14 protein-coding genes are annotated in these 20,647 nt (G+C 57.7%); 11 read left to right on the top strand and 3 right to left on the bottom strand.

Annotation, left to right across the window (positions count from 1 at the left end):
- Window positions 1–80: 80 nt before the first annotated feature.
- The 4 genes from CSQ86_RS07395 to CSQ86_RS07380 all read left to right on the top strand — a co-directional run bounded on the left by CSQ86_RS07395 (window position 81) and on the right by CSQ86_RS07380 (window position 4,866).
- Window positions 81–1,265, top strand: coding sequence for a cystathionine gamma-synthase (locus CSQ86_RS07395; RefSeq protein ID WP_100494468.1), 1,185 nt, complete (start codon window positions 81–83; stop codon window positions 1,263–1,265).
- A 259-nt stretch (window positions 1,266–1,524) separates the two neighbouring features.
- A complete protein-coding gene (recQ, locus tag CSQ86_RS07390; protein ID WP_100494553.1) occupies window positions 1,525–3,471 on the top strand; it encodes a DNA helicase RecQ in 1,947 nt (648 codons plus the stop codon).
- A gap of 193 nt (window positions 3,472–3,664) precedes the next feature.
- A complete protein-coding gene (locus CSQ86_RS07385) occupies window positions 3,665–4,159 on the top strand; it encodes an S-ribosylhomocysteine lyase (RefSeq protein WP_033889558.1) in 495 nt (164 codons plus the stop codon).
- Between the two features lie 164 nt (window positions 4,160–4,323).
- Window positions 4,324–4,866 (top strand): GNAT family N-acetyltransferase, encoded by a 543-nt coding sequence (locus CSQ86_RS07380; RefSeq protein WP_100494467.1) that lies wholly within the window; start codon window positions 4,324–4,326, stop codon window positions 4,864–4,866.
- A 51-nt stretch (window positions 4,867–4,917) separates the two neighbouring features.
- On the opposite strand, the gene CSQ86_RS07375 is transcribed toward CSQ86_RS07380, so the two are convergent.
- Window positions 4,918–6,393 (bottom strand): APC family permease, encoded by a 1,476-nt coding sequence (locus CSQ86_RS07375; RefSeq protein ID WP_100494466.1) that lies wholly within the window; start codon window positions 6,391–6,393, stop codon window positions 4,918–4,920.
- Between the two features lie 279 nt (window positions 6,394–6,672).
- Here CSQ86_RS07375 and alr point away from each other — a divergent pair, with 279 nt between their 5' ends.
- The 7 genes from alr to pdxR all read left to right on the top strand — a co-directional run bounded on the left by alr (window position 6,673) and on the right by pdxR (window position 18,233).
- The gene (gene alr / locus CSQ86_RS07370; RefSeq protein WP_100494465.1) at window positions 6,673–8,031 is read left to right on the top strand and encodes an alanine racemase; all 1,359 of its coding nucleotides are present in this window, start codon (window positions 6,673–6,675) and stop codon (window positions 8,029–8,031) included.
- 269 nt (window positions 8,032–8,300) lie between these two features.
- Window positions 8,301–9,587, top strand: coding sequence for a deoxyguanosinetriphosphate triphosphohydrolase (locus tag CSQ86_RS07365; protein ID WP_100494464.1), 1,287 nt, complete (start codon window positions 8,301–8,303; stop codon window positions 9,585–9,587).
- 127 nt (window positions 9,588–9,714) lie between these two features.
- Window positions 9,715–11,805 carry a DNA primase gene (gene dnaG, locus CSQ86_RS07360; protein ID WP_100494463.1) on the top strand — a complete coding sequence of 697 codons (2,091 nt, stop codon included), beginning with the start codon at window positions 9,715–9,717 and terminating at the stop codon, window positions 11,803–11,805.
- 179 nt (window positions 11,806–11,984) lie between these two features.
- Window positions 11,985–14,795 carry a transglutaminase-like domain-containing protein gene (locus CSQ86_RS07355; protein WP_100494462.1) on the top strand — a complete coding sequence of 937 codons (2,811 nt, stop codon included), beginning with the start codon at window positions 11,985–11,987 and terminating at the stop codon, window positions 14,793–14,795.
- Between the two features lie 232 nt (window positions 14,796–15,027).
- The gene (gene pdxS / locus CSQ86_RS07350; protein WP_033889567.1) at window positions 15,028–15,903 is read left to right on the top strand and encodes a pyridoxal 5'-phosphate synthase lyase subunit PdxS; all 876 of its coding nucleotides are present in this window, start codon (window positions 15,028–15,030) and stop codon (window positions 15,901–15,903) included.
- Between the two features lies 1 nt (window position 15,904).
- A complete protein-coding gene (pdxT, locus tag CSQ86_RS07345; RefSeq protein WP_100494461.1) occupies window positions 15,905–16,543 on the top strand; it encodes a pyridoxal 5'-phosphate synthase glutaminase subunit PdxT in 639 nt (212 codons plus the stop codon).
- A 166-nt stretch (window positions 16,544–16,709) separates the two neighbouring features.
- A complete protein-coding gene (pdxR, locus tag CSQ86_RS07340; protein ID WP_100494460.1) occupies window positions 16,710–18,233 on the top strand; it encodes a MocR-like pyridoxine biosynthesis transcription factor PdxR in 1,524 nt (507 codons plus the stop codon).
- A 5-nt stretch (window positions 18,234–18,238) separates the two neighbouring features.
- On the opposite strand, the gene phnX is transcribed toward pdxR, so the two are convergent.
- Together phnX and phnW are read right to left on the bottom strand one after the other, a co-directional pair.
- Entirely contained in the window at window positions 18,239–19,021 is a 783-nt protein-coding gene (phnX, locus tag CSQ86_RS07335) for a phosphonoacetaldehyde hydrolase (protein ID WP_100494459.1), read from the bottom strand.
- Between the two features lie 196 nt (window positions 19,022–19,217).
- Window positions 19,218–20,426 carry a 2-aminoethylphosphonate--pyruvate transaminase gene (phnW, locus tag CSQ86_RS07330; protein ID WP_100494458.1) on the bottom strand — a complete coding sequence of 403 codons (1,209 nt, stop codon included), beginning with the start codon at window positions 20,424–20,426 and terminating at the stop codon, window positions 19,218–19,220.
- Between the last annotated feature and the right edge of the window lie 221 nt (window positions 20,427–20,647).

The following is a 20,647-nucleotide window of genomic DNA, read 5'->3' as shown; positions in this document are numbered from 1 at the left end:
AACACCAATACCAACACAACCCGCATAAGCCGGCAGCTGCCGTAATCTGCGAAGGCAGCATACAGAAAGGAACCCATCACATGTCCGCTGAATACAACGCCAAGTTTGCCCAGAACGCTCTCGCCACCCGTGCCATCCACGCCGGCCAGGAGCCTGACCCGACCACCGGTGCCGTGGTAACCCCGATTTTCGCCACTTCCACCTTCAAGCAGGATGGTGTTTTGGGCTTGCGCGGCGGCCACGATTACTCCCGCTCCATCAACCCCACCCGCACCAGCTTCGATGAGCAGCTGGCTTCCGTGGAAGGTGCCAAGTACGCGCTGAGCTTCTCCTCCGGTCTTGCCGCCATCGATGTGCTGCTGCGCTCCACCATCAAGCCCGGCGACAACATCCTGCTCGGTAACGACGTGTACGGCGGCACCTATCGTCTGCTCTCCAAGGTGTTCGTGCCGTGGGGCGTGGGCCTTGACGTAGTGGACATCACCGATCTGAAGGCCGTGGAAGCAGCCCTGTCCTCCAAGCACTACGAATACGTGTGGGTTGAAACCCCGTCCAATCCGCTGCTCAACATCACCGACATCGCCGCTACCGCAGAGGTGGCACATAAGTATGGCACCAAGGTTGCCGTGGACAACACTTTCGCCTCTCCGGCGCTTCAGCACCCGCTGGATGAAGGTGCCGACGTAGTGGTCTACTCCACCACCAAGTACATCGGCGGCCACTCCGACGTGGTCGGCGGTGCCGTGGTGGTGAACGATGACGAGACCCGCGAAAAGGTGGCCTTCCTGCAGAACGCCGCCGGCGCCGTACCGTCCCCGTTCGACTCCTGGCTGGACATTCGTGGCTTGAAGACCCTGGACCTGCGCGTCAAGCGCCACAGCGCCAACGCCCTGAAGGTGGCTGAATGGCTGGAATCCCAGCCGGCTGATGTGATTGAGCGCGTCTGGTACCCGGGCCTTGAATCTCACCCGGGCCACGAGATCGCCGCCCGCCAGATGCACGGCGGCTTCGGCGGCATCGTCTCCGTGCAGCTCGCCGCAGGTGCGGAAGCCGCCAAGCGCTTCGTGGACCATACGCAGATCTTTACGCTGGCTGAATCCCTGGGTGGCGTGGAAAGCCTCATCGAGGTGCCGGCTGCTATGACCCACGCCTCCGTTGCCGGCACCACGCTGCAGGTGCCTGCCAACCTGGTGCGCATTTCCGTGGGCATCGAGAACGCCGACGACCTCATCGCCGACCTCAAGCAGGCCCTCGAGCGCCTGTAATGTGCTAACTGCTTTACGAGGGGTGCATTCCGCTGTCTCCGAATGTCTATCTGCGTTGTAAGGGGTACCAATTCAATGGAATGACATCCACCATCACCGTCATTGCAGCGATGATAGATGTCATTTCACGTAAAAGGTACCCCTTGTAAAGCAGATAGATGTCAGAAGATATAGGAATGTACCCCTCGCAAGCGAGATAGTGTTTTTATAACACTGTTCAAACGCTTCTTGGCGGCATCGATGCGCTATGGTGGGAGCCATGACGGCACAGGATGCGGCGCTCGTTGCGCTCAAACAGTATTACGGCTACGACTCATTCCGGCCCGGCCAACAGGGGATTGTCGAAGCCCTGCTCGCCGGCCGTGATGTGTTGGGCGTGATGCCTACGGGCGCCGGCAAATCCGTGTGCTATCAGATTCCCGCTGCACTGTTGCCGGGCGTCACGCTCGTTATTTCGCCGTTGATTTCCCTGATGCGCGATCAGGTGGATGCGCTGAATGACATTGGTCTGCCGGCCGCATTCGTCAACACCACGCAGGACATGGACGAGCAATCCATGGTGCTCGCTCAAGCTGCTGCCGGGCAAATCAAACTGCTCTACGTGGCTCCGGAACGTTTGGAAACCGCGCGATTCCGCGATTTCGCCGCCCGAACGCCGATTTCCCTCATCGCCGTGGATGAGGCCCACTGTGTCTCCCAATGGGGGCAGGATTTCCGTTCCTCATATCTCGGCATTGGCGAATTCATTGCTGGGCTTCCCAACCGCCCTCCGATTGGCGCGTTCACTGCCACCGCCACCGAGCGTGTGCGTCGGGATATTGTGGAATTGCTCGGTTTGCGGAACCCGGCCGTTACCGTGACCGGTTTCGACCGGCCGAACCTGTATTTCGATGTGGTCAAGCTCGAAACCAAATACAAGGCGGCATGGGTGGCCTCATATATCGCCGAACATAAGGATGAATCCGGGATCATCTATTGTGCGACTCGAAAGAACACGGAGGCGCTCGCCGCAACGCTGAATGATATGGGCCACACTGCGGTCGCCTATCACGGTGGCATGGCCGCGGATGTGCGTGGAAAGGCGCAACGTGATTTCATCACCGACAAGGTGCCGGTGGTAGTGGCCACCAACGCGTTCGGCATGGGCATCGACAAGTCCGACGTACGTTTCGTGATTCATTACAACATGCCGGAATCCATCGAGGCCTATTATCAGGAGGCCGGTCGCGCCGGGCGAGATGGTGAGCCGAGCCGCTGCACACTGCTGTGGAACGAGTCCGATATCGTGACCCGACGCCGGCTTTTGGACGGTGATTATGAGAACGAGCGTATGACCTCCGAACAGCAGGAAATTGTGCGCCAGTCCAAGCGCCGTCTGCTTGACGGCATGATTGGCTACTGCCGCACTACCGACTGCTTGCATCGGTATATGACCCGATATTTCGGCCAGGAGTTGGCGGCGCCGGGGGCCGATGCCGCCAATAGTGGTGATGATAAGTGCGGCGCATGCTCCAACTGCGAAAGCACCTTCGCCACCACGGATGTGACCCAAGTGGCGCGTGCCATCAGCCGATGCGTGCACGATGTGAACCAGCGCGTTGGCTCAGGAAAAATCGTCAAGATTTTGCGCGGCTCTCAAGCCCAGGATTTGGCGTGGCTGGACCCTGAGCAACTGCCTACATTTGGCATGCTCAAAGAGGTGAATACCGCATTGATACGCGATGTATTGAACCAGATGGCCACGGATGGGTATCTTTCCATCGCCGAAGGGCGGTTGCCCATCGTGCAATTCGGTGGACGTGCCACTGAAACCGTCGCACCTGATTTCCATTACGAGATCAAGAAAGTAGAGCGCAAATCAACGGCTCGTGTGGCAAGCCGCGGCGCATATGGCGGGGGAGCGGCCGATAGTACTTCCGAGGCTCAGGTCACGGACGCTGGCAAGCCACTCGGCTCATATACGCCGGATGATGATGCCGAAGCGTTGTTCCAGAAACTGCGTGAACTGCGTCGAACCATTGCACAAGAGATTGGCAAGCCGCCATACATCGTGTTCTCGGACAAAACCTTGCGCGATATGGCTGTGATTAGGCCAGTGACCAATGCGCAGTTCCTGGCCGTCAATGGTGTAGGCGAGCACAAGCTCGAGCTCTACGGCAAACGTTTCATGGAGGCAGTAGCCGCATTCAATGCCGGTAAGGCGTAGTCTCACTTCGTTCGACAGCCCCTCTCCTGAGGGGGCGTCAGTGCAGCTGGCCGAGGGGAGATTCGGCGACGTAATAAATCCCAATAACAAACGTCTATAGCGATTCCGCAAATCGCTCGCACGCGAACCGATCTTGCTGGCTACGATGATTAAACAGAACAGTCTTGTCAGAACAATTCACAGAAAGGGAATCATGGCAGAGGAAACTCAGGAAAAGCCTGTTGTCGAGTCGTTCCAGCTTGACCACACCAAGGTCAAGGCTCCATACGTGCGTTACATCGATACCGAAAAGGGGCCGCATGGCGATGTGATCTCCAATTACGATCTGCGTCTGACCCAGCCGAACAAGCAGGCCATCCCAACCGGCGGTCTGCACACCATCGAACACACGATTGCCGTGCTGCTACGCGAACGCATCCCGGGCTACATCGACTGCTCGCCATTCGGCTGCCGCACCGGCTTCCATCTGCTGACCTGGGGTGAGCATCCCACTGAGGAAGTGGCTAAGGCACTGAAGGAATCCTTGGAATTCATCGCATACAAGGCCACTTGGGATGATGTGCCGGCCACCACCGAGAAGAGCTGCGGCAACTACCGTGACCATAGCCTGTTCACCGCCAAGGAATGGGCCAAGCAGATTCTCGAAGAAGGCATCAGCTCCGATCCGTTCGAGCGTAAGGTTGTCTGATTCGCAATACCGGTGTTGGCATATCGGCCACCACCGTTGAGACGGTCCCCGTCCACGCTATGACGTGGGCGGGGTTTCTTATGCCATGACATGGTAGGTTTACCAATGAGTTAACGCCTGATCAATCGCAGTTGGCGTACAGGGATGCAAGAGAAGAGGTATAGGTGACCCAGTCGGATACCGCGAACAAAACTACGGGCCGCCGATTCCGCCATGCCACGATGCGTGATTTGCCGCAAATGCAAAAGATTTACGCACATGCGCGCGCACTTATGGCTGCGAACGGTAACCCTACGCAGTGGGGTACTGAATTTCCGCGCGAATCTGTGATTATCGATGACATCGCCAACCAGCGCACGATGCTGTTGGTCGATGTGCATAATGGTCGCGAACGGATTCTCGCCCAGTTTGCACTCTGCCCGGGAGAAGACCCGACATATGCTTCCATCGATGGGGCATGGCTTGATAACGATACTTATGTGACCATCCACCGTATCGCTTCATCCGGTTTGGTCCGCCATGCCGCGCGCGACTGCATTACCTGGGCATTGAAGCATTATGGCAACGTGCGTGCCGATACGCATCCGAATAACAAGGCCATGCAGCATGTGTTGGAGACTGCGGGATTCGCCCGCTGCGGTCTGATTCAACTATTGGACCGTCCCACGGATACGACCAGAATCGCCTATCAAAGACATGAATGGTAGTAATAAAGCCCCTCAAATGAGGGGCTTTATTACTACCATCAGCGATACTGATTATTTGGTTGTTCCAGCTTCAGCGGCTTCGACATAATCATCAGTAACTTCAGGTGCGTTGGTATGTTCCAGCTTGCTGCGCTTGCGGCTGTAGCCGAAGTACACAATCAGACCCAAGCCGAACCAGATGGCGAATCGCACCCAAGTCTCCCAGTTCAAGCCTGCGATCAGGATGAAACAGAACACGATGGAGATAATCGGCGTGAACGGCACAAGCGGAGCCTTGAAACCGCGGTGCGCATCCGGCTGCGTCTTGCGCATCCACAGAATACCGGCGGACACGATAATGAATGCGGACAGCGTACCGATGTTCACCAGCTCGAACAGCACATTGATGTTGATGAAACCGCCGGCGATAGCGGTCAGGATGCCGAAGAACCACGTGCCCTTGAACGGGGTGCGGTACTTCTCATGCACGTGGCCGAAGAACTCCGGGAACAGTCCGTCGCGGCTCATGGCGTAGCAGATGCGGGACTGACCGTAGAGCTGCACGAGCATCACCGTGGTCATACCGATCAGAGCGCCAAGGTTCACGATCACGGCCAGCCAGTTCAAGCCGGTGGCGAGAATCACGCCGGCGACCGGGGCGTCAATGAAGTTGGCGAACTCCTTGTACGGCACCACACCGGTCATGATGAACGTCATCACGATGTAAAGCACGGTGGAGATGGCCAGGGAAAGCAGAATGCCCTTCGGCAGCGTCTTGTTCGGATTCACGGTTTCCTCAGCGGAGGAGGAGACGGCGTCGAAGCCGATGAAGCTGAAGAACACAATCGAAGCGGCAGGCACAATGCCATATGGCTGGGTGGAACCGGGTTGGAAGGTGTAGATGCCGTACGGGGAGAACGGGTGCCAGTTGGCCGGGTTCACGAACCACACGGTGCAGACGATGAACAGCACGATAATGATGAGCTTGATCATCACCATAATGTCGTTGGTGCGCTTGGTCTGGTTGATGCCGATGGACAGCACCCAGGTAATCAGCAGCACAATCACAAAGCCGGGCAGATTGAAATAGGTGGTGACGCCCGGCGTGGTGCCGTAGGCGGCGGTGAGCTCAACCGGCAGATGCAGACCGAAGCCCTCGAGCAGTTTGTTGAAATAGCCAGACCAGCCGGCAGACACGGTAGCTGCCTGCAAAGCGTATTCCAGAATAAGGTCCCAGCCGATAATGAAGGCGATCAGTTCGCCGAACGCCAGATAGGCATAGGAATAAGCGGAACCGGAAACCGGTGCCATGGAAGCGAATTCGGCGTAGCACAGGCCTGCGAAACCGCAGCAGATGGCGGCAAGCAGGAACGAGACGGACAGTGCCGGGCCGGCGGTGAGCGCACCCTTGCCGGTAAGCACGAAGATACCGGTGCCGATGATCGCGCCGATGCCGAGCATCGTCAGATCGAACGTGTGCATGGTGCGCTTTAACGGAGTGGATTCAGATACAAGCTGATCCACGCTTTTTTTACGGAAGAGATCCATGTTCTTCTCTCATGAACTTGGTTTATGGGGCTAAACCGGACGGATTTCCGGGATCCCGGCACGCCTCAACGCCGGGAATCAACAACGGTTCGCGTAATCAATCGAATCGCGGTAGAACCGTATAGTTTGCACAGTGTACGCTGCCTGCGCGGACAATATTGTTACGCGTTCACGATAAAAGTCCTTGATGTGTAACTTTTGGGTTACTTTTCGTTCAAAGTTTGCTGAAACGTGGTTTCAACGCCCGCACGTCATATTGTCGCGCAAGAATAGGGACTCATGAGCATGAATGCAGCACCTGAAATCAGTTTTTCCGGCGAACAGGGTAAGGCCAATTACGCGGCCGCCCGTCGCCAATACCCCGCACAGGCCATTGTGGATCTGAAAGCCTTGCGGGACAACATGGCCCACTTGGTCTCCGTGGTCGGCGGGCCGAACTCCGGTACTGCGGTGATGGGCGTGGTGAAGGCGGACGCATATGGCCATGGTCTGCTGCCATCTGCTCTGGCCGCTTTGGCGGGTGGCGCGACGTGGCTCGGTACCGCGCAATCGCATGAGGCGCTACTGCTGCGCAAGCTCGGCATCGGCCCCGACCGCTGCCATATTCTGACTTGGGTCTACAACGGCACCGAGGTTCCGTTCGACGAGCTGATCGCTGCCGATATCGATGTGTCCGTGGGCTCGCTGCCTGGTATCGATGCCGTGGCTGCCGCTGCACGTCAGCTTGGCAAACCGGCCCGCGTGCATGTCAAGGTCGATTCCGGCTTTGGCCGCAACGGTTTTACTCCCGCTGGATTCGAGGCGGCGCTCGCCAAGCTGGTGCCGCTCGCGAAGGAAGGCGTAATCCAGATTATTGGCCAGTGGAGTCACTTGGCAGTGGCTGATTCTCCGGATGTGCCGGAATTTGTGGCTTCCACCGACCGCCAGATCGAAACGTTCAAGGACTTCACCCGCCGTATGGAGGCAGCTGGCATTCCGCCAGAGATTCGCCACTTGGCCAACACCGCGGCCACGCTGGATCGTCCGGAGATTCACTTCGAGTTGACTCGCCCGGGCATCGGCCTGTACGGCTACGAGCCCGACCCGGCCATGGGCACCCCGCGCGACTGGCATCTGACGCCGGCCATGCGTCTGCAGGCCCAGCTCGGTACGGTCAAGGATGTGGAAGCCGGCCACGGCATCTCCTATGGCCGCACCTATCTGACGCCAGACAATACTTCTACCGCCATCGTGCCGCTCGGCTATGCGGACGGCATCCACCGTTCGGCTTCCGGCTTTGATATGGAAGGCGCCAAGCATGTGGAGAAGGAAGGCGGCCCGGTGCGCTTCATGACCACCGCCGGTCCGCGTTTGCTGCGCGTGTGCGGTCGTGTGTGCATGGATCAGTTCATCGTGGACCTGCACGGTTCCGCCGCCGAACTGGGTGTGCACGAGGGTGACACGGTGGAGCTGTTTGGCCCCGGCCGTGGCGAGGACTTCGCCGAACCGACCGCCGATGATTGGGCTCGAGCCGCTGGCACCATCAGCTATGAGATCTTCACCTGCCTGAGGAACCGTATCCCGCGCCTCTATGAGCATGCTTCTGAGGTGTTGCCGCCCGAAGATCTGGCGAAGCTCGACGCTTCTACCTTGCTGTAAAAGGTTGACAACGGTGAATTACCCGAATTTTGGACACTGACAGAATCTCAGCATCCAAAATTCGGAAGAATGACCGTAACACCCTAAAATACGGACGTTCAGAATGAGGCAGCGTCCAAAATTCAGATAAGCAAGGGTGGGCTCCTGAAATATGGACGCTGCCGGATACTCAGTGTCCAAAATTTGAGGACGAGGGATTTCCTTCCGGAAATTCTGGCGCTGTTCAGCTGTAGCCAAACAAAGTTACCTCGTTTTCGTACTATGGCGTTATGGAAACAACGCGGGATGGGGAAACAGTACTGGTCAACGAGGGATACAGCGCTTTTGACGAGGAGCGCTGGGCCCCCGAACCACCGAAATCGAAATCTCGCACCGCTTTCGAACGAGATCGCGCGCGGCTGATTCACTCTTCGGCCCTGAGACGACTCGGTGCCAAAAGCCAGATTCTGATTGCCGGAACCGATGATTTCGCCAGAACCCGTTTGACCCATACGCTGGAAGTCGCCCAAATCGGCCGGCAGATCGGTGCACTGCTTGGCTGCGATCCGGATGTGGTTGACTGTGCCTGCCTTGCTCATGATCTCGGTCATCCGCCGTTCGGCCATAACGGCGAGCGCGCACTTGCCGAAATCGCAAAAAACATCGGTGGGTTCGAAGGCAACGCCCAAACCCTGCGCATCTTGACACGTTTGGAACCCAAAGTATTCCACCCGGATGGACGTTCCGCTGGTGTCAATCTGACGCGTGCGGCTTTGGACGCCGCAGTCAAATATCCGTGGACCCTGGCCGAAGCCGACCAGCATCCAAAAGGGGAGCGATCCAAGAAATTCTGCGTCTATCCGGACGATGAGCCTGTATTCCGGTGGCTGAAGCGCAACGCTCCCAAGGCCACCAAGCCGATGGAATGCCAGATCATGGATCTTTCCGACGACATCGCCTACTCGGTGCACGATGTGGAGGACTCCATCGCCACCGGCGCATTCGATCCGATTGTGCTGGCCGATCCACAGATTCTCGATCACATCATCGAGCAGACGCGCGCATGGTACGGCACGAAATGGGATGCCGATAAGCTGCTTGCCGCGTTTATGCGATTCCGCCGTGAGCATGTGTTCCCCGCGCATTTCAATGGGTCTCGTCAGGCGTTGGCACAGCTTAAGAACATCACCTCGGATTTGATTGGCCGGTTCTGCTGGTCGGTGGAAACCGCCACGAGAGACACCTATGGGGAAGGTCCATTGACACGGTATTCCGCGAATATCGTGATTCCCGAGGAGACTAATTACGAGATCGTGGCGCTTAAAGGCATCGCCGTGTACTTCGTTATGGCACCGCGCGAACGCGAGCCATTCCATCAAGAGGAGTTGAAGATCGTCGAGGACCTGATCGACGTGCTGATGGCTGATTCCCCGGCTCCTTCAGACGCGTTGGAAAGCCAGTTCCTGGCTGATTGGAATGAGTGCACCAATGATGATGAACGTCTGCGTGTGGCCATCGATCAGGTCGCCTCTCTGACCGACGGCTCCGCCTTGGCATTACATTCGATTCTGTGCTGAGACTTACCTCGCCAAACGTACGCTTACAGCGCGTCAGTGTACGTTTGGCGAGGAAAAGGAGAAGGAGGGAGGATCGAGGAGGGTAAAAATTTACCCTGTCCGCAATCAGGCGGTAGTCTAGAGAACTATGGTCGGGATGATTAAGAAAGAAGACGTTGAGAAGGTGCGCGCCGCCGCGGACCTGTATGACATCGTATCCGCGACCGTAACGTTGAAACCTTCCGGAACCGGCACCTATGTTGGCCTGTGCCCCTTCCACGACGAGAAGACCGGCAGCTTCAATGTACGCCCCTCACTCGGCGTCTGGCATTGCTTCGGCTGCGGTCTGGGCGGCGACGTCTTCAAATATGTGGAGCAGTCCGAAAACATCGACTTCCGCGAAGCGGTGGAACTACTTGCCGACAAGTATCACATCGAACTGCATTACGAGAACAGTGGCAATGGCACAGGCCATCCGGACGGCACGGGTTCCAAGCGCACGCGACTGCTGGAGGCGTGCGAGGAAGCACAACGGTTCTTCGTCTCCCAGATTCTGACTCAGGAAGCATTGCCCGCGCGCAAGCTGCTCGGAGGACGCAACTTCTCGCAGGCTGACTGCGAACGGTTCGGCTGTGGATACGCTCCACAGGGCTGGGATAACCTCGTACGTCATCTGGCTTCCAAAGGCTTTACGCAAAAGGAGATTCTCGACGCCGGCTTGGCTCGCCAAGGTCAGCGCGGTATTTACGACTACTTCCGCGGTCGCGTGACCTGGCCGATTCGCGATTCGACCGGCCGCACGCTCGGCTTCGGCGCTCGCAAACTATATGAGGATGATCAGATCGCGGCGAAATACATCAATACGCCGGACACGCAGCTGTATCGCAAAACCCAAGTGCTGTACGGCATCGATTTGGCCAAGTCCGCGATTGTGAAGAAACGCCAGGTGGTGATCGTCGAAGGCTATACCGATGTGATGGCCATGCATCTGGCTGGCATCGATACAGCCATCGCCACCTGTGGCACCGCATTCGGTGCCGAACACGCGAAAATCGTACGTCGACTTATCGCCGATGATTCGCTGGGAGCCGTGCAATTGGTTGGTCCGCTCAAGGTCAAGGACCAACCGTTGAGCTCGCGCATCGTATTCACATTCGATGGCGATGCGGCCGGTCAGAAAGCCGCATTGCATGCGTTCGGATTGGACTCGGCCTTCCTTTCCCAGACGTTTGTGGCTGTGGCCGATGACAATCTCGACCCTTGCGACTTGAGAATCGAACGAGGCAACGAAGCGGTACGTTCGCTGATCGCCCATGCCAAGCCGCTGTATGATTTCGTGATTGACGCCGCCATTGCGCGCTTCGACCTGACCTACACGCCTGGCCAAGTGGGGGCGATGAAGGCCGTTGCACCACTGGTCGCGCAAATCCGAGACCGTTCGCTTTGGGATGCGTACGCGCGCAAGGCCGCGGGGCGTATTGGCATGGATCTGGAGGTGATGCGCCGCGAGGTGATGAGCGCACGCCGTCAGATGCATGTGCGCGATGAAGACGCATACGCCGCCAAACGCCGTTTCCAGAACGAAGCTCCACGTGTTGAACCGGGCACGAATCCGTACGCCAATCCCGCGGCGCGCAAGGCATTGGAACGTCAGGACGCCAAGGAACAGGCGTATTTCAAGATTGACGATGCCGTATTCATCGCCGAACAGCAGTTCATGGCTACACTGATTCAAGTGCCGCGCGCCATAGATCGTACGATGTTCGGCCAACTGACTATCGATCACTTCATGAGTCCGGTGTTCCGTACGCTGTTCCAGGCGATTGCAGCGGCTGGAGGATTGCCTTCCGATGACACTCCCCAAGGCCTATGGATGCATAACCTCACCAAGGCCGGCGGCCCTATGCTCAACCAGGTAATCAATGAGCTCGCCGTCATGCCACTCCCATTGCCGGGAGATGATACCGGTAACGGGGCTCAGCCTGCGCAGCCGAATGTTCCGGGCAATGCCGCGGCGGTGCAGTTGCGTCCCGCTACCAAGGAAGAACAACGGTATGCTGCCGAATTACTCACCCGACTGTTGGACATGGGCTTCATGCGCCAAATCGGTTTGGCCAAGCGCCGCATGGCGCAGCTGCCTGACGGTGAGGAGAAGATCGCGCTTCTCGGTCAAATCACCCGTATGGAAACCGCACGCAAGGACCTGCAGGCACAGGTCTATGGCAATACGATCGGCTAGTCGGCCGAATTCAAGGCCATGCCGTTGCTCTAGGGGATGCGACCACAACCAGCAGGGGGTGTTGGAGCATAGTCATCAGTGCTAAGCTCGTGTGCAAACGTGAGAAGAGTCACGTTGCGCATACCGACAAAGGGGTTCCCGGGCGCATTGTTTCGGGGTAATGAGAAGGGCGAGTCACAGTGGAATCGCAGCAACCTGACAACGACGGCAATCAGCAATCCCAGCCTCAACCGGCGCCATGGCAACAAGGATCCAGGCAGAACGCTGCTGCGAATCAGCAGCCATACCAAAGCCAAAACGGGCAATATGGTCAATACCATCAATATGACCAGCAGCCACAGCCTGGGCAGCCGCAGTATCAGCCGGGACAATACGCCCAGCCGCAATATCCGACGCAGCAGTATCCTCAGCATCAACCGAGCCAGCAGCCCTATGCGCAGCCACAAGGGCAGTGGCAACAGCCTTCCCAATACCCGCAGCAGCCGCAATATCCACAGGGGCAAACACAAGGCCAGCTGCAATATCCACAGCCCCAGCAATATCAGCAGTATCCGCAATACCAAACCGCGCAGCCGACCCAGCCTGGGCAACCGCCCCAGCAGCAGTTCGTCTATCCTACGCAGCAGCCCTACCAGCCACAGCTCCAGCAGCCTGCCTACCCAGGCCAAACGCAGCCCAATGGCCAAAGCACATCGCACAAGGCCAAGCAAAGCAAACAAGCAAAGCCCAAAGGCCAGAAGCGCAAGCCGAAATGGTTGATCATCGTTATCGCTATCGTTGCCGTACTAGCGTTGGTATTCGGCGTCGTCAGCGTCGGCGGCTACTACATGATGAAAGCGGATGGCGCCATCGATGGCATCATGGCCGACTCCACCATGCCTACCAAAGAGCAAGCCTATGCCGGCATGCCGAGCGACAAATACCAGTTCAAGGACCCCATTGCCGTAGATACCTATTATGAGTTCGAACTCATCATGAAGGATCCGGTCAAGATCAAAGACAATGTCAAATGGGGCGAGGCTCAGATGACAGGCGTTGATCTGAGCCTTGATGATTGTGCTCGCGTCTACCAGGATTCCTCATTCGGCGTGCCAGTGCCCACAACGACGATTGCCACCGAGCCGTTTGATGAGAAGGAAGGCGCCGGAACCATCACCCTGTCCGGCAGCATGGATTTGCCGAAAGACATGCAGCATGGCAACTCCATCGCCAAGGAGCACGGCTTCCTGCCATCGGATGGTTACTACTACGTGCAATACGTGGGCGCGAACGGCAAGAAGCTCGCCAAGCCCATCGTGCAGTTCTTCCGCGTCAAGGAGCATACGGATATCACCCGTCTGCCGCAGGTGAACAACGTGACACCCGTGGTCAACAAAGATGGCGGCGTCGATATCTCCTGGGACAAGGTTGACGGTGCGAAGTCGTACAACGTGTACGTGTACATTACGCGTAAGGCGATCGGCAAGGACGGCGACGAAAATTACATGCCGGCGACGCGGTCCATCAAGAAAATCGGATCCAGCACCAAGACTGAGCTGCTCTCCGCCGACTATGACAAGCCGAAGGAATATAAGGACGATACGCTCGGCACCAGCGTCTTAAAGCAGAACATGGCCTTCCAATCCCTTGCCGTGGAAAGCCAGGACACTATTGAGCAGTGCCAGAAATCCACGCATGAATACTGTGCTGAAATACTGCAGGATGCAGGCGGTTCATGGGATGCCGATTCGGCCGGCAAACTATATATCGTGGTCACGGCTGTCGATAAGGACGGTCATGAAGGCCGCTGGCATGCAGTCGATGCCAATGATCTGGTGCCTACCATTCCGATTGGTCAAGCGACGCAGGCGCAGACCTCTCAATGGAGCTATGGCCTGAAGGGCGTCTTCGGTGAAGGCAACACTGTGGAAGAAGACATGCAGGCCTACGTGTACACGTTCGTGGAAATGGCGAACGGTGCCACGGTGGCAGTGCCCAGCGAATTCAGCGATCTGACCAGCAATGGCAGGAATGGTTGGCAATTCACCTACAGCGCGCCCGGCACCAAGATCAAAAACACCGGAAACGTGTACTACGAAGGTGATTTGACCCAGACCTTCAGCCAAATCACCAAGGCCGCCACCGATGCGCTGCCCAAGGCCGGCGGTGTGCTTGACCGATTGAATTCGGTCGGCAAGACGGACTGGACCGGATATGACACGAAGAAGATTGATTCCGACACCAAGGAATCCCCGCTCTACAACTTCGCGTCCACTGATTTCGGCAAGTATCTGGCCAACAACATCCTCAACGGCCACGAGGTGATTGACATCACCAAGTATGCCAATGATGAGTACCAGACCAGCACGCAGGATGTGATGACTGAAGTGCTGTACCAGAACCCGTACATCGCCACGGTTTCTGATCGAGTGAACTACACGGTTCGCAAGAACGGCAACAAGACAGTGATGTGGGTCAAGTATCCGGATGACTATAAGCAGCGCCAGCAGGAAGTCGAGAATCTGGTGAACTCCGCCAAAGGGCAATTCCAAGGTTCCGACAGCGATAAAGCCATCGCCATCGATCAGTTCCTCGCTGGCAAGATGGAATACGACATTGATGCGGCCAATGCCGTAGGAGGTCGCGATAGCAGCGGCAATGCATTCGAAAACGACGAAGGCATGAAGCAGTATCCGAATGCGTGGAGCGTGTACGGCGTGGTCAGCGGTAAGGGTGTGTGCATGTCGTATGCCTACGCGTACCAGGTTCTGGCCAAGGCCGCAGGTTTGGATTCACGCGTGGTAGTCGGTTCCGTGTCTGGCACGAGTGTTCCTCACGCCTGGAACTACGTGCACATCAACGGTGAATGGCTGCTCATGGATTCCACATGGGATGATGACGGCAGCACGGCGATTGATAAGTACCAGCTCAAGAAGCCGGCCGAAGTGACCGATCACTTCGCCGCGAACCAAGGCTGGACGTTGGCTTCCGAAACCGGCGACTACCAGTAAAGTGCCTGTGATGTTGTAATACGTCGTGGCGCCATGGTTGGATCCAAAATGTCTCCTTTGCTCTTGCGGAGGAGACATTTTCATATTGCTTTTGTTCGAGATATTCGAATTGGATGGGTGAAGAGGTCGGCGATTGGCCCCATCCAAATTGGACTGGTTTGGTGGTGTGCGTATGTGCGCGCCTCATAATAAGCGGGACGATAACGTTCACTCTTAAACGAAGGGGATACCAATGGCAGGCAATCGCGCAGAACTCAACCGAAATCTGGCTCAAATGCTCAAGGGCGGCGTAATCATGGACGTTACCACGCCGGAGCAGGCGAAGATCGCCCAGGATGCGGGCGCTTGCGCGGTCATGGCCTTGGAGCGCATTCCCGCCGACATTCGTGCGGCAGGCGGCGTCTCCCGTATGAGCGACCCGGCCATGATCAAGGGCATTCAGGAGGCCGTCTCCATTCCGGTCATGGCCAAGGTGCGCATCGGCCACATCGCCGAAGCCCGCATCCTGCAGGCCATCGATATCGATTACATCGACGAATCCGAAGTGCTCTCTCCGGCCGATGATGTCTACCACATCGATAAGAACCAGTTCGATGTGCCGTTCGTCTGCGGTGCCAAGAACCTGGGCGAGGCGCTGCGCCGTATCGCCGAGGGTGCTGCGATGATCCGCACCAAGGGCGAGCCTGGTACCGGTGATGTGATTCAGGCCGTGCGCCACATGCGCACGATGAACAAGCAGATTCACGAGCTCGTCTCCCTGCGCGATGACGAAGTATATGAGGCGGCCAAGCAGCTCGCCGTACCTTACGATCTGGCCAAGTACGTGCACGATAACGGTCGCCTGCCCGTAGTGAACTTCGCCGCCGGCGGCGTGGCCACCCCAGCCGATGCCGCGCTGATGATGGAACTCGGCGCCGAAGGCGTGTTCGTGGGCTCCGGCATCTTCAAGTCCGGCGACCCGGCCAAGCGCGCCGCCGCCATCGTCAAGGCCACTGCCAACTGGCAGGATGCCGACCTGCTTGCCAAGCTGTCCGAGAACCTCGGCGAGGCCATGGTTGGCATCAACGAGGACGAAATCCAGACCATCATGGCCGCCCGCGGAGAGTGACATGGTCGTAGCTGTTGAATACATATCCAAAGAAGAATCAGATGGCGTCGAATCCGCGTCTCACGGAGTGACCGGCATTCTGGCTGTGCAAGGCGCATTCGCCGAGCATGCCGCCGTGTTGGACAAGCTCGGAAGCCCGTGGAAGCTGCTGCGCGCGGCCGAGGATTTCGATGATTCCATCGACCGTGTGATTCTGCCGGGCGGTGAATCCACAACACAGGGCAAGCTTCTCAAGTCCACCGGCCTGTTCGAGAAAATCGACGCTCATATCAAGGCCGGCAAACCGGTATTCGGCACATGCGCCGGCATGATTCTCCTGGCCAAAAAGCTCGATAACGACCCGAACGTGTACTTCGGCGCGCTGGACGCCGTGGTGCACCGCAACGCCTACGGCCGCCAGCTTGGCAGTTTCGCCGCCACCGCTGATTTCGGGCAGCCGGGTGCGCCTGACTACATCGCCGACTTCCCGCTGGTGTTCATCCGCGGGCCGTATGTGGTGTCCGTTGGTCCGGAAGCCACTGTGGAAACCGAAGTGGATGGCCATGCGGTCGCTCTGCGCCAAGGCAAGATTCTCGCCACCGCGTTCCATCCGGAATTGACGGATGATACGCGCGTCCACGAGCTGTTCCTTACGCTGTAGCCCCACTCTTTTCGTGCGAATCGTACGCAAATAGCCTCCAGAAAGGCTGTTTTGCGTACTTTTCGCGCGAAAAGTACGGGAATAGGGTGTATGGAGTACTGTTTTGCGCACGATTCGCGCGAAAAGTACGGAAGATGCTTATGCGGTACGACCTGGGAGGTGGGATATGCAATTGCAGCTGAACCGGCGCAGTGGCGTGCCGTTATATCGGCAGTTGGCTGGTGAACTGCGCGAGCAGATCGTCTCCGGCACGCTCGCTGAAGGATATCGTCTGCCTCCTGAACGCGAACTCGCCGCGCGGTTGGAAGTCAATCGCACCACGGTATTGCAGGCCTACCAGCAACTGAAAGATGAAGCGCTCATCGCGTCCAAAGTAGGCAAAGGCACATTCGTGCTACCTCGAAACGACTCGACGGACGGGCCGGCAGCGCCAAGGCCAAGGCAAACAGTACCATCCGCGCTGGCTGCCGAACCAACCGTCATTCGGCCACCGTGGTCCGTATTGTTCAGCGACTATTCCAATCGCTTCACCTACCACGACATCGCCGCAGCCAACCGTGCGCAAAATGGCAAGGCGATTATCGACTTCGCCACCGGATCGCCCAATCCGGCTGACATTCCCGATGATTTGCTGCGCGCGGTGAGTCTGGAAGCCTTCTCGTCGCACGAATTTGATGGTCAGCCGGAATCCCCGATCGAAGGATTCCCGGAACTGCGCGAACTATTGGCTGAACATATGCGGGCCCGTGGCGTGCATTGCAATGCGCGCAATGTGATGGTGCTCTCCGGCTCCGAGCAAGGCATCGATCTATGCGTACGCGCGTTCATCAATCCCGGCGACTGTGTACTTGTGGAGCAATCCACATTCTTTCCGGCATTGCAATCTTTCCGTTCCGCCGATGCTCGAATCGTGGGCGTACCCATGGATGAATACGGCATGCGAACCGATTTGCTGGAAGGCTACTGCGCCCGATTCCATCCGAAATTCATCTATACGATTCCGACTTTCCAAAATCCCACCGGGTCGACGATGCCGGCGGCACGTCGCAAAGAGCTGATTGATGTGGCGCGTAAGTACCAGTGCCTCATCATTGAAGACGATGCGTATGGCGAACTCTGGTACGGAAGACCGGATGCTGGGCGCGGAGGCAATGCCAAACGTCCAGTTCCGCTCAAAGGCATGGAAAACGCGGGATATGTGATGTATCTTTCCACATTCTCGAAAACCGTGACATCGGGATTGAGGACCGGGTGGATTGTGGCCGATCCGCATGTGATTAATCGATTGGCCGCACTGCGTCGCATGGTCGACCAGCATACGAGCACATCATCGCAGCGTATCTGCTTGGAACTGCTGAAAGAAGGGCGTATCGCCGAGCATGTGAAGACGCTGACTATCGCCTATCGCAAGCGGCGCGATACGGCGGTGGCTGCATTGGAGCAATATGCGCGAGATGGTATGAGCTGGAATGTGCCGGAAGGTGGCTATTACATCTGGGTGACATTGCCGGAGGGTGTGCGCTCGCTGGATGTGCTCGACCGTTGCCGCACCAAAGGCGTCACGTTCATGCCAGGTAGTGTATTCGATGTGGATGAGACGGACGATTCGCATATCCGCCTGAATATAGTGCATCCGGATGCCGGCGATATTGAACGCGGCATCCGGATGATTTGCGAATCCGTAGGCTGAGGGAATCAGGCAAGTTGAGCGAGCAGCGTCGGCAGCTCGGCCATCGTGTCGATCACGGCATCGGCACCGGCATTGACGAACGCGTCGCGGGCGGCGTCGCGGGCCTTGGCCTTATCGGCATCCGACAATGCGTTGAACTCGGCCTCGGACAGGGCCATCTGGGAGCTGCCTTCCGTCACGCCAATCGTAAAGACGCCGGCGTTCTTGCCTTCGCGAATATCGGAAAGCGTGTCTCCCACCTTCGCTGCCTTGCGCACGTCAGTGACGCCCAACTTCTCAAGGTTCCTGAACACCATGTACGGGTAGGGGCGGCCGAAACCGTTGGTGCCGTCCGGGCTGATCCAGAAGTCCGGAGCATAACCATTCTCGGCGGCCTTCGGCACCACGATCTCCATCATCTTGTCGGTGTAGCCGGTGGTGGAACCGATCTTGATGCCGGCTTCGCGCAGTGCGGCGACCGCATCCACCACGCCGGGCTTCGGATCAGCGAAACCATCGAGAATGGAGAGCAGCTTCGGCTCGAAATGGCTGTATACGGCGTCTACGTCGGCGTCGGTGGGGGCGGCGCCATGCTCATCCTCCCAAGCGCGGGCGATGCGGTTCATATGCAGCATCGTGTTGATGTGATCATGCTTCAGCATGCCCATCGGCTTGCGGGTCTCGGCCATCGTTGGCTCGATGCCGAATTCCTTGAACGCCTCTTGGAAGGCGCGGACCGGGGCGAAGCAGCCATAATCCACAGTGGTGCCGGCCCAATCAAAAATAACAGCTTCAAAACGGTTGGTCATGTTGTATGTGCTTTCATTGCGTTTTGTTGGCAGGAAGTCAGGCATATGTTGTTCGACGCACTCAAGGCCGTTCGGCCTCGCTCCGGTGTGTGCTCGTGAAGCGTAGCACACACCTTCGCTGCTTACGGTCTCACAACACATGCCTGACTTCCTGCCAGCCGTATTGACGAATTATTTACGGACTGATGTATTGAAATCAGGCGGTGAGCTTGACGCCTGTGGGGGCGGCGGCCTTGATCGGCTCGCCGGCTTTGTCCATGGCGGCGATGGCTTCCGGCACGGAATCGGTGCCGATGGCGGCCTCGAGCAGTCCGCGTTCGCCCATGTAGAGGGCCAGCAGTTCGGTCACCTTTTCGATGTCGTCGGTGTAAATCTCGCCGATGTTGCCCAAGCGGAAGGTGTCTTCGTTGGTGAGCTTGCCCGGGTAGATGGCGTAGCCGCGTTCCTTGATGAACTCGTACATGTCATGGAAGTTGAACTGGGTGCCTTCCGGGTAGAGGAAGGTGGTGATGATCGGGCCCTGGTGATCCTTGAGGAACACGCGGAAGCCGAGCGCCTTCATGCGGGCGATGAGCAGGTGGTTGTTCAGTGCGTAACGAGCGGAACGGGCAGGAATGCCACCCTCGGCGAACATTTCGTCGAGGGCCTTGGAGAAGGCGAGCACCACGTGGGTCGGGGAGGTGTAACGCCACTTGCCGTTGGCCTTCTCGAGGGTGTTCCACTGATCCCATAGGTCGAGGGAGAGGGAGCGGGCCTTGCCCTTGGAAGCCTCCAGCTTGGCCTTGTTGCAAATGATGAAGCTGAAGCCCGGCACGCCCTGGATGCACTTGTTGGCGGAGGAGACGAGGAAGTCGATGCCCCAGTCGGCCACCGGGATGTCCACGCCGCCGAAGGAGCTCATGGCATCCACCATGAAGGTGCAGCCGTGCTTCTTGGCCACGGCGGCCACGGCCTGAATGTCGTTCAGGAGGCCGGAGGTGGTTTCGGAGTGGATCATCGAAACATGGGTGATGGTCGGGTCGGCGGCAAGGTATTCCTCAACCTTGGTGGCATCCGGGATGCGGTCGTACGGTTCGGCGTACTGGGTGTAAGCAATGCCGGCGTGGTCGCAGATCTTGGCCTGACGGTCACCGTAAGCGCCGTTGGTGCACAGCAGTACCTTCTCGTCCTTGCCGATCACGGAGGTCAGCACGCTTTCCACGCCGAAGGTGCCGGATCCCTGCATCAGCACGACGGTGTAGTCGTCGGCGTTCACGTGGGCGAGTTCAAGTAGCTGGCGACGAATCTTCTGGGCGATCTGCTGGTAATCCTCGTCCCAGGTGCAGTGGTCGAAGAGCATTTCTTCCTTGACCGTGCGGGTGGTAGTCAGCGGACCGGGGGTCAGCAGCTTGTATTCGTTTGCCATTGGTGGATTTCCTTTCTTGGGTTCTGCGGCTGAGTCTAATCAGCTGCGTAGTTGCTGTAATCTTCTACGTAGTTTGTAAGGCACAATCGGAGTGTCGTATGTAGTTCTGTATGTGATGAGTGTTGACGCGTTTGGTTGGCATGTATGATGCCCGACACGCTCAAGGCCGCTCGGCCTCGCTCCGGTGTGTGCTCGCGGAGCGTAGCACACACCTTCGCTGC

It is taken from the genome of Bifidobacterium felsineum (assembly GCF_002802915.1).
Classification (GTDB): Bacteria; Actinomycetota; Actinomycetes; order Actinomycetales; family Bifidobacteriaceae; genus Bifidobacterium; species Bifidobacterium felsineum.
The sequence above is the reverse complement of the archived record's forward strand: the minus strand, read 5'-3'. Positions and strand labels throughout refer to the sequence as shown.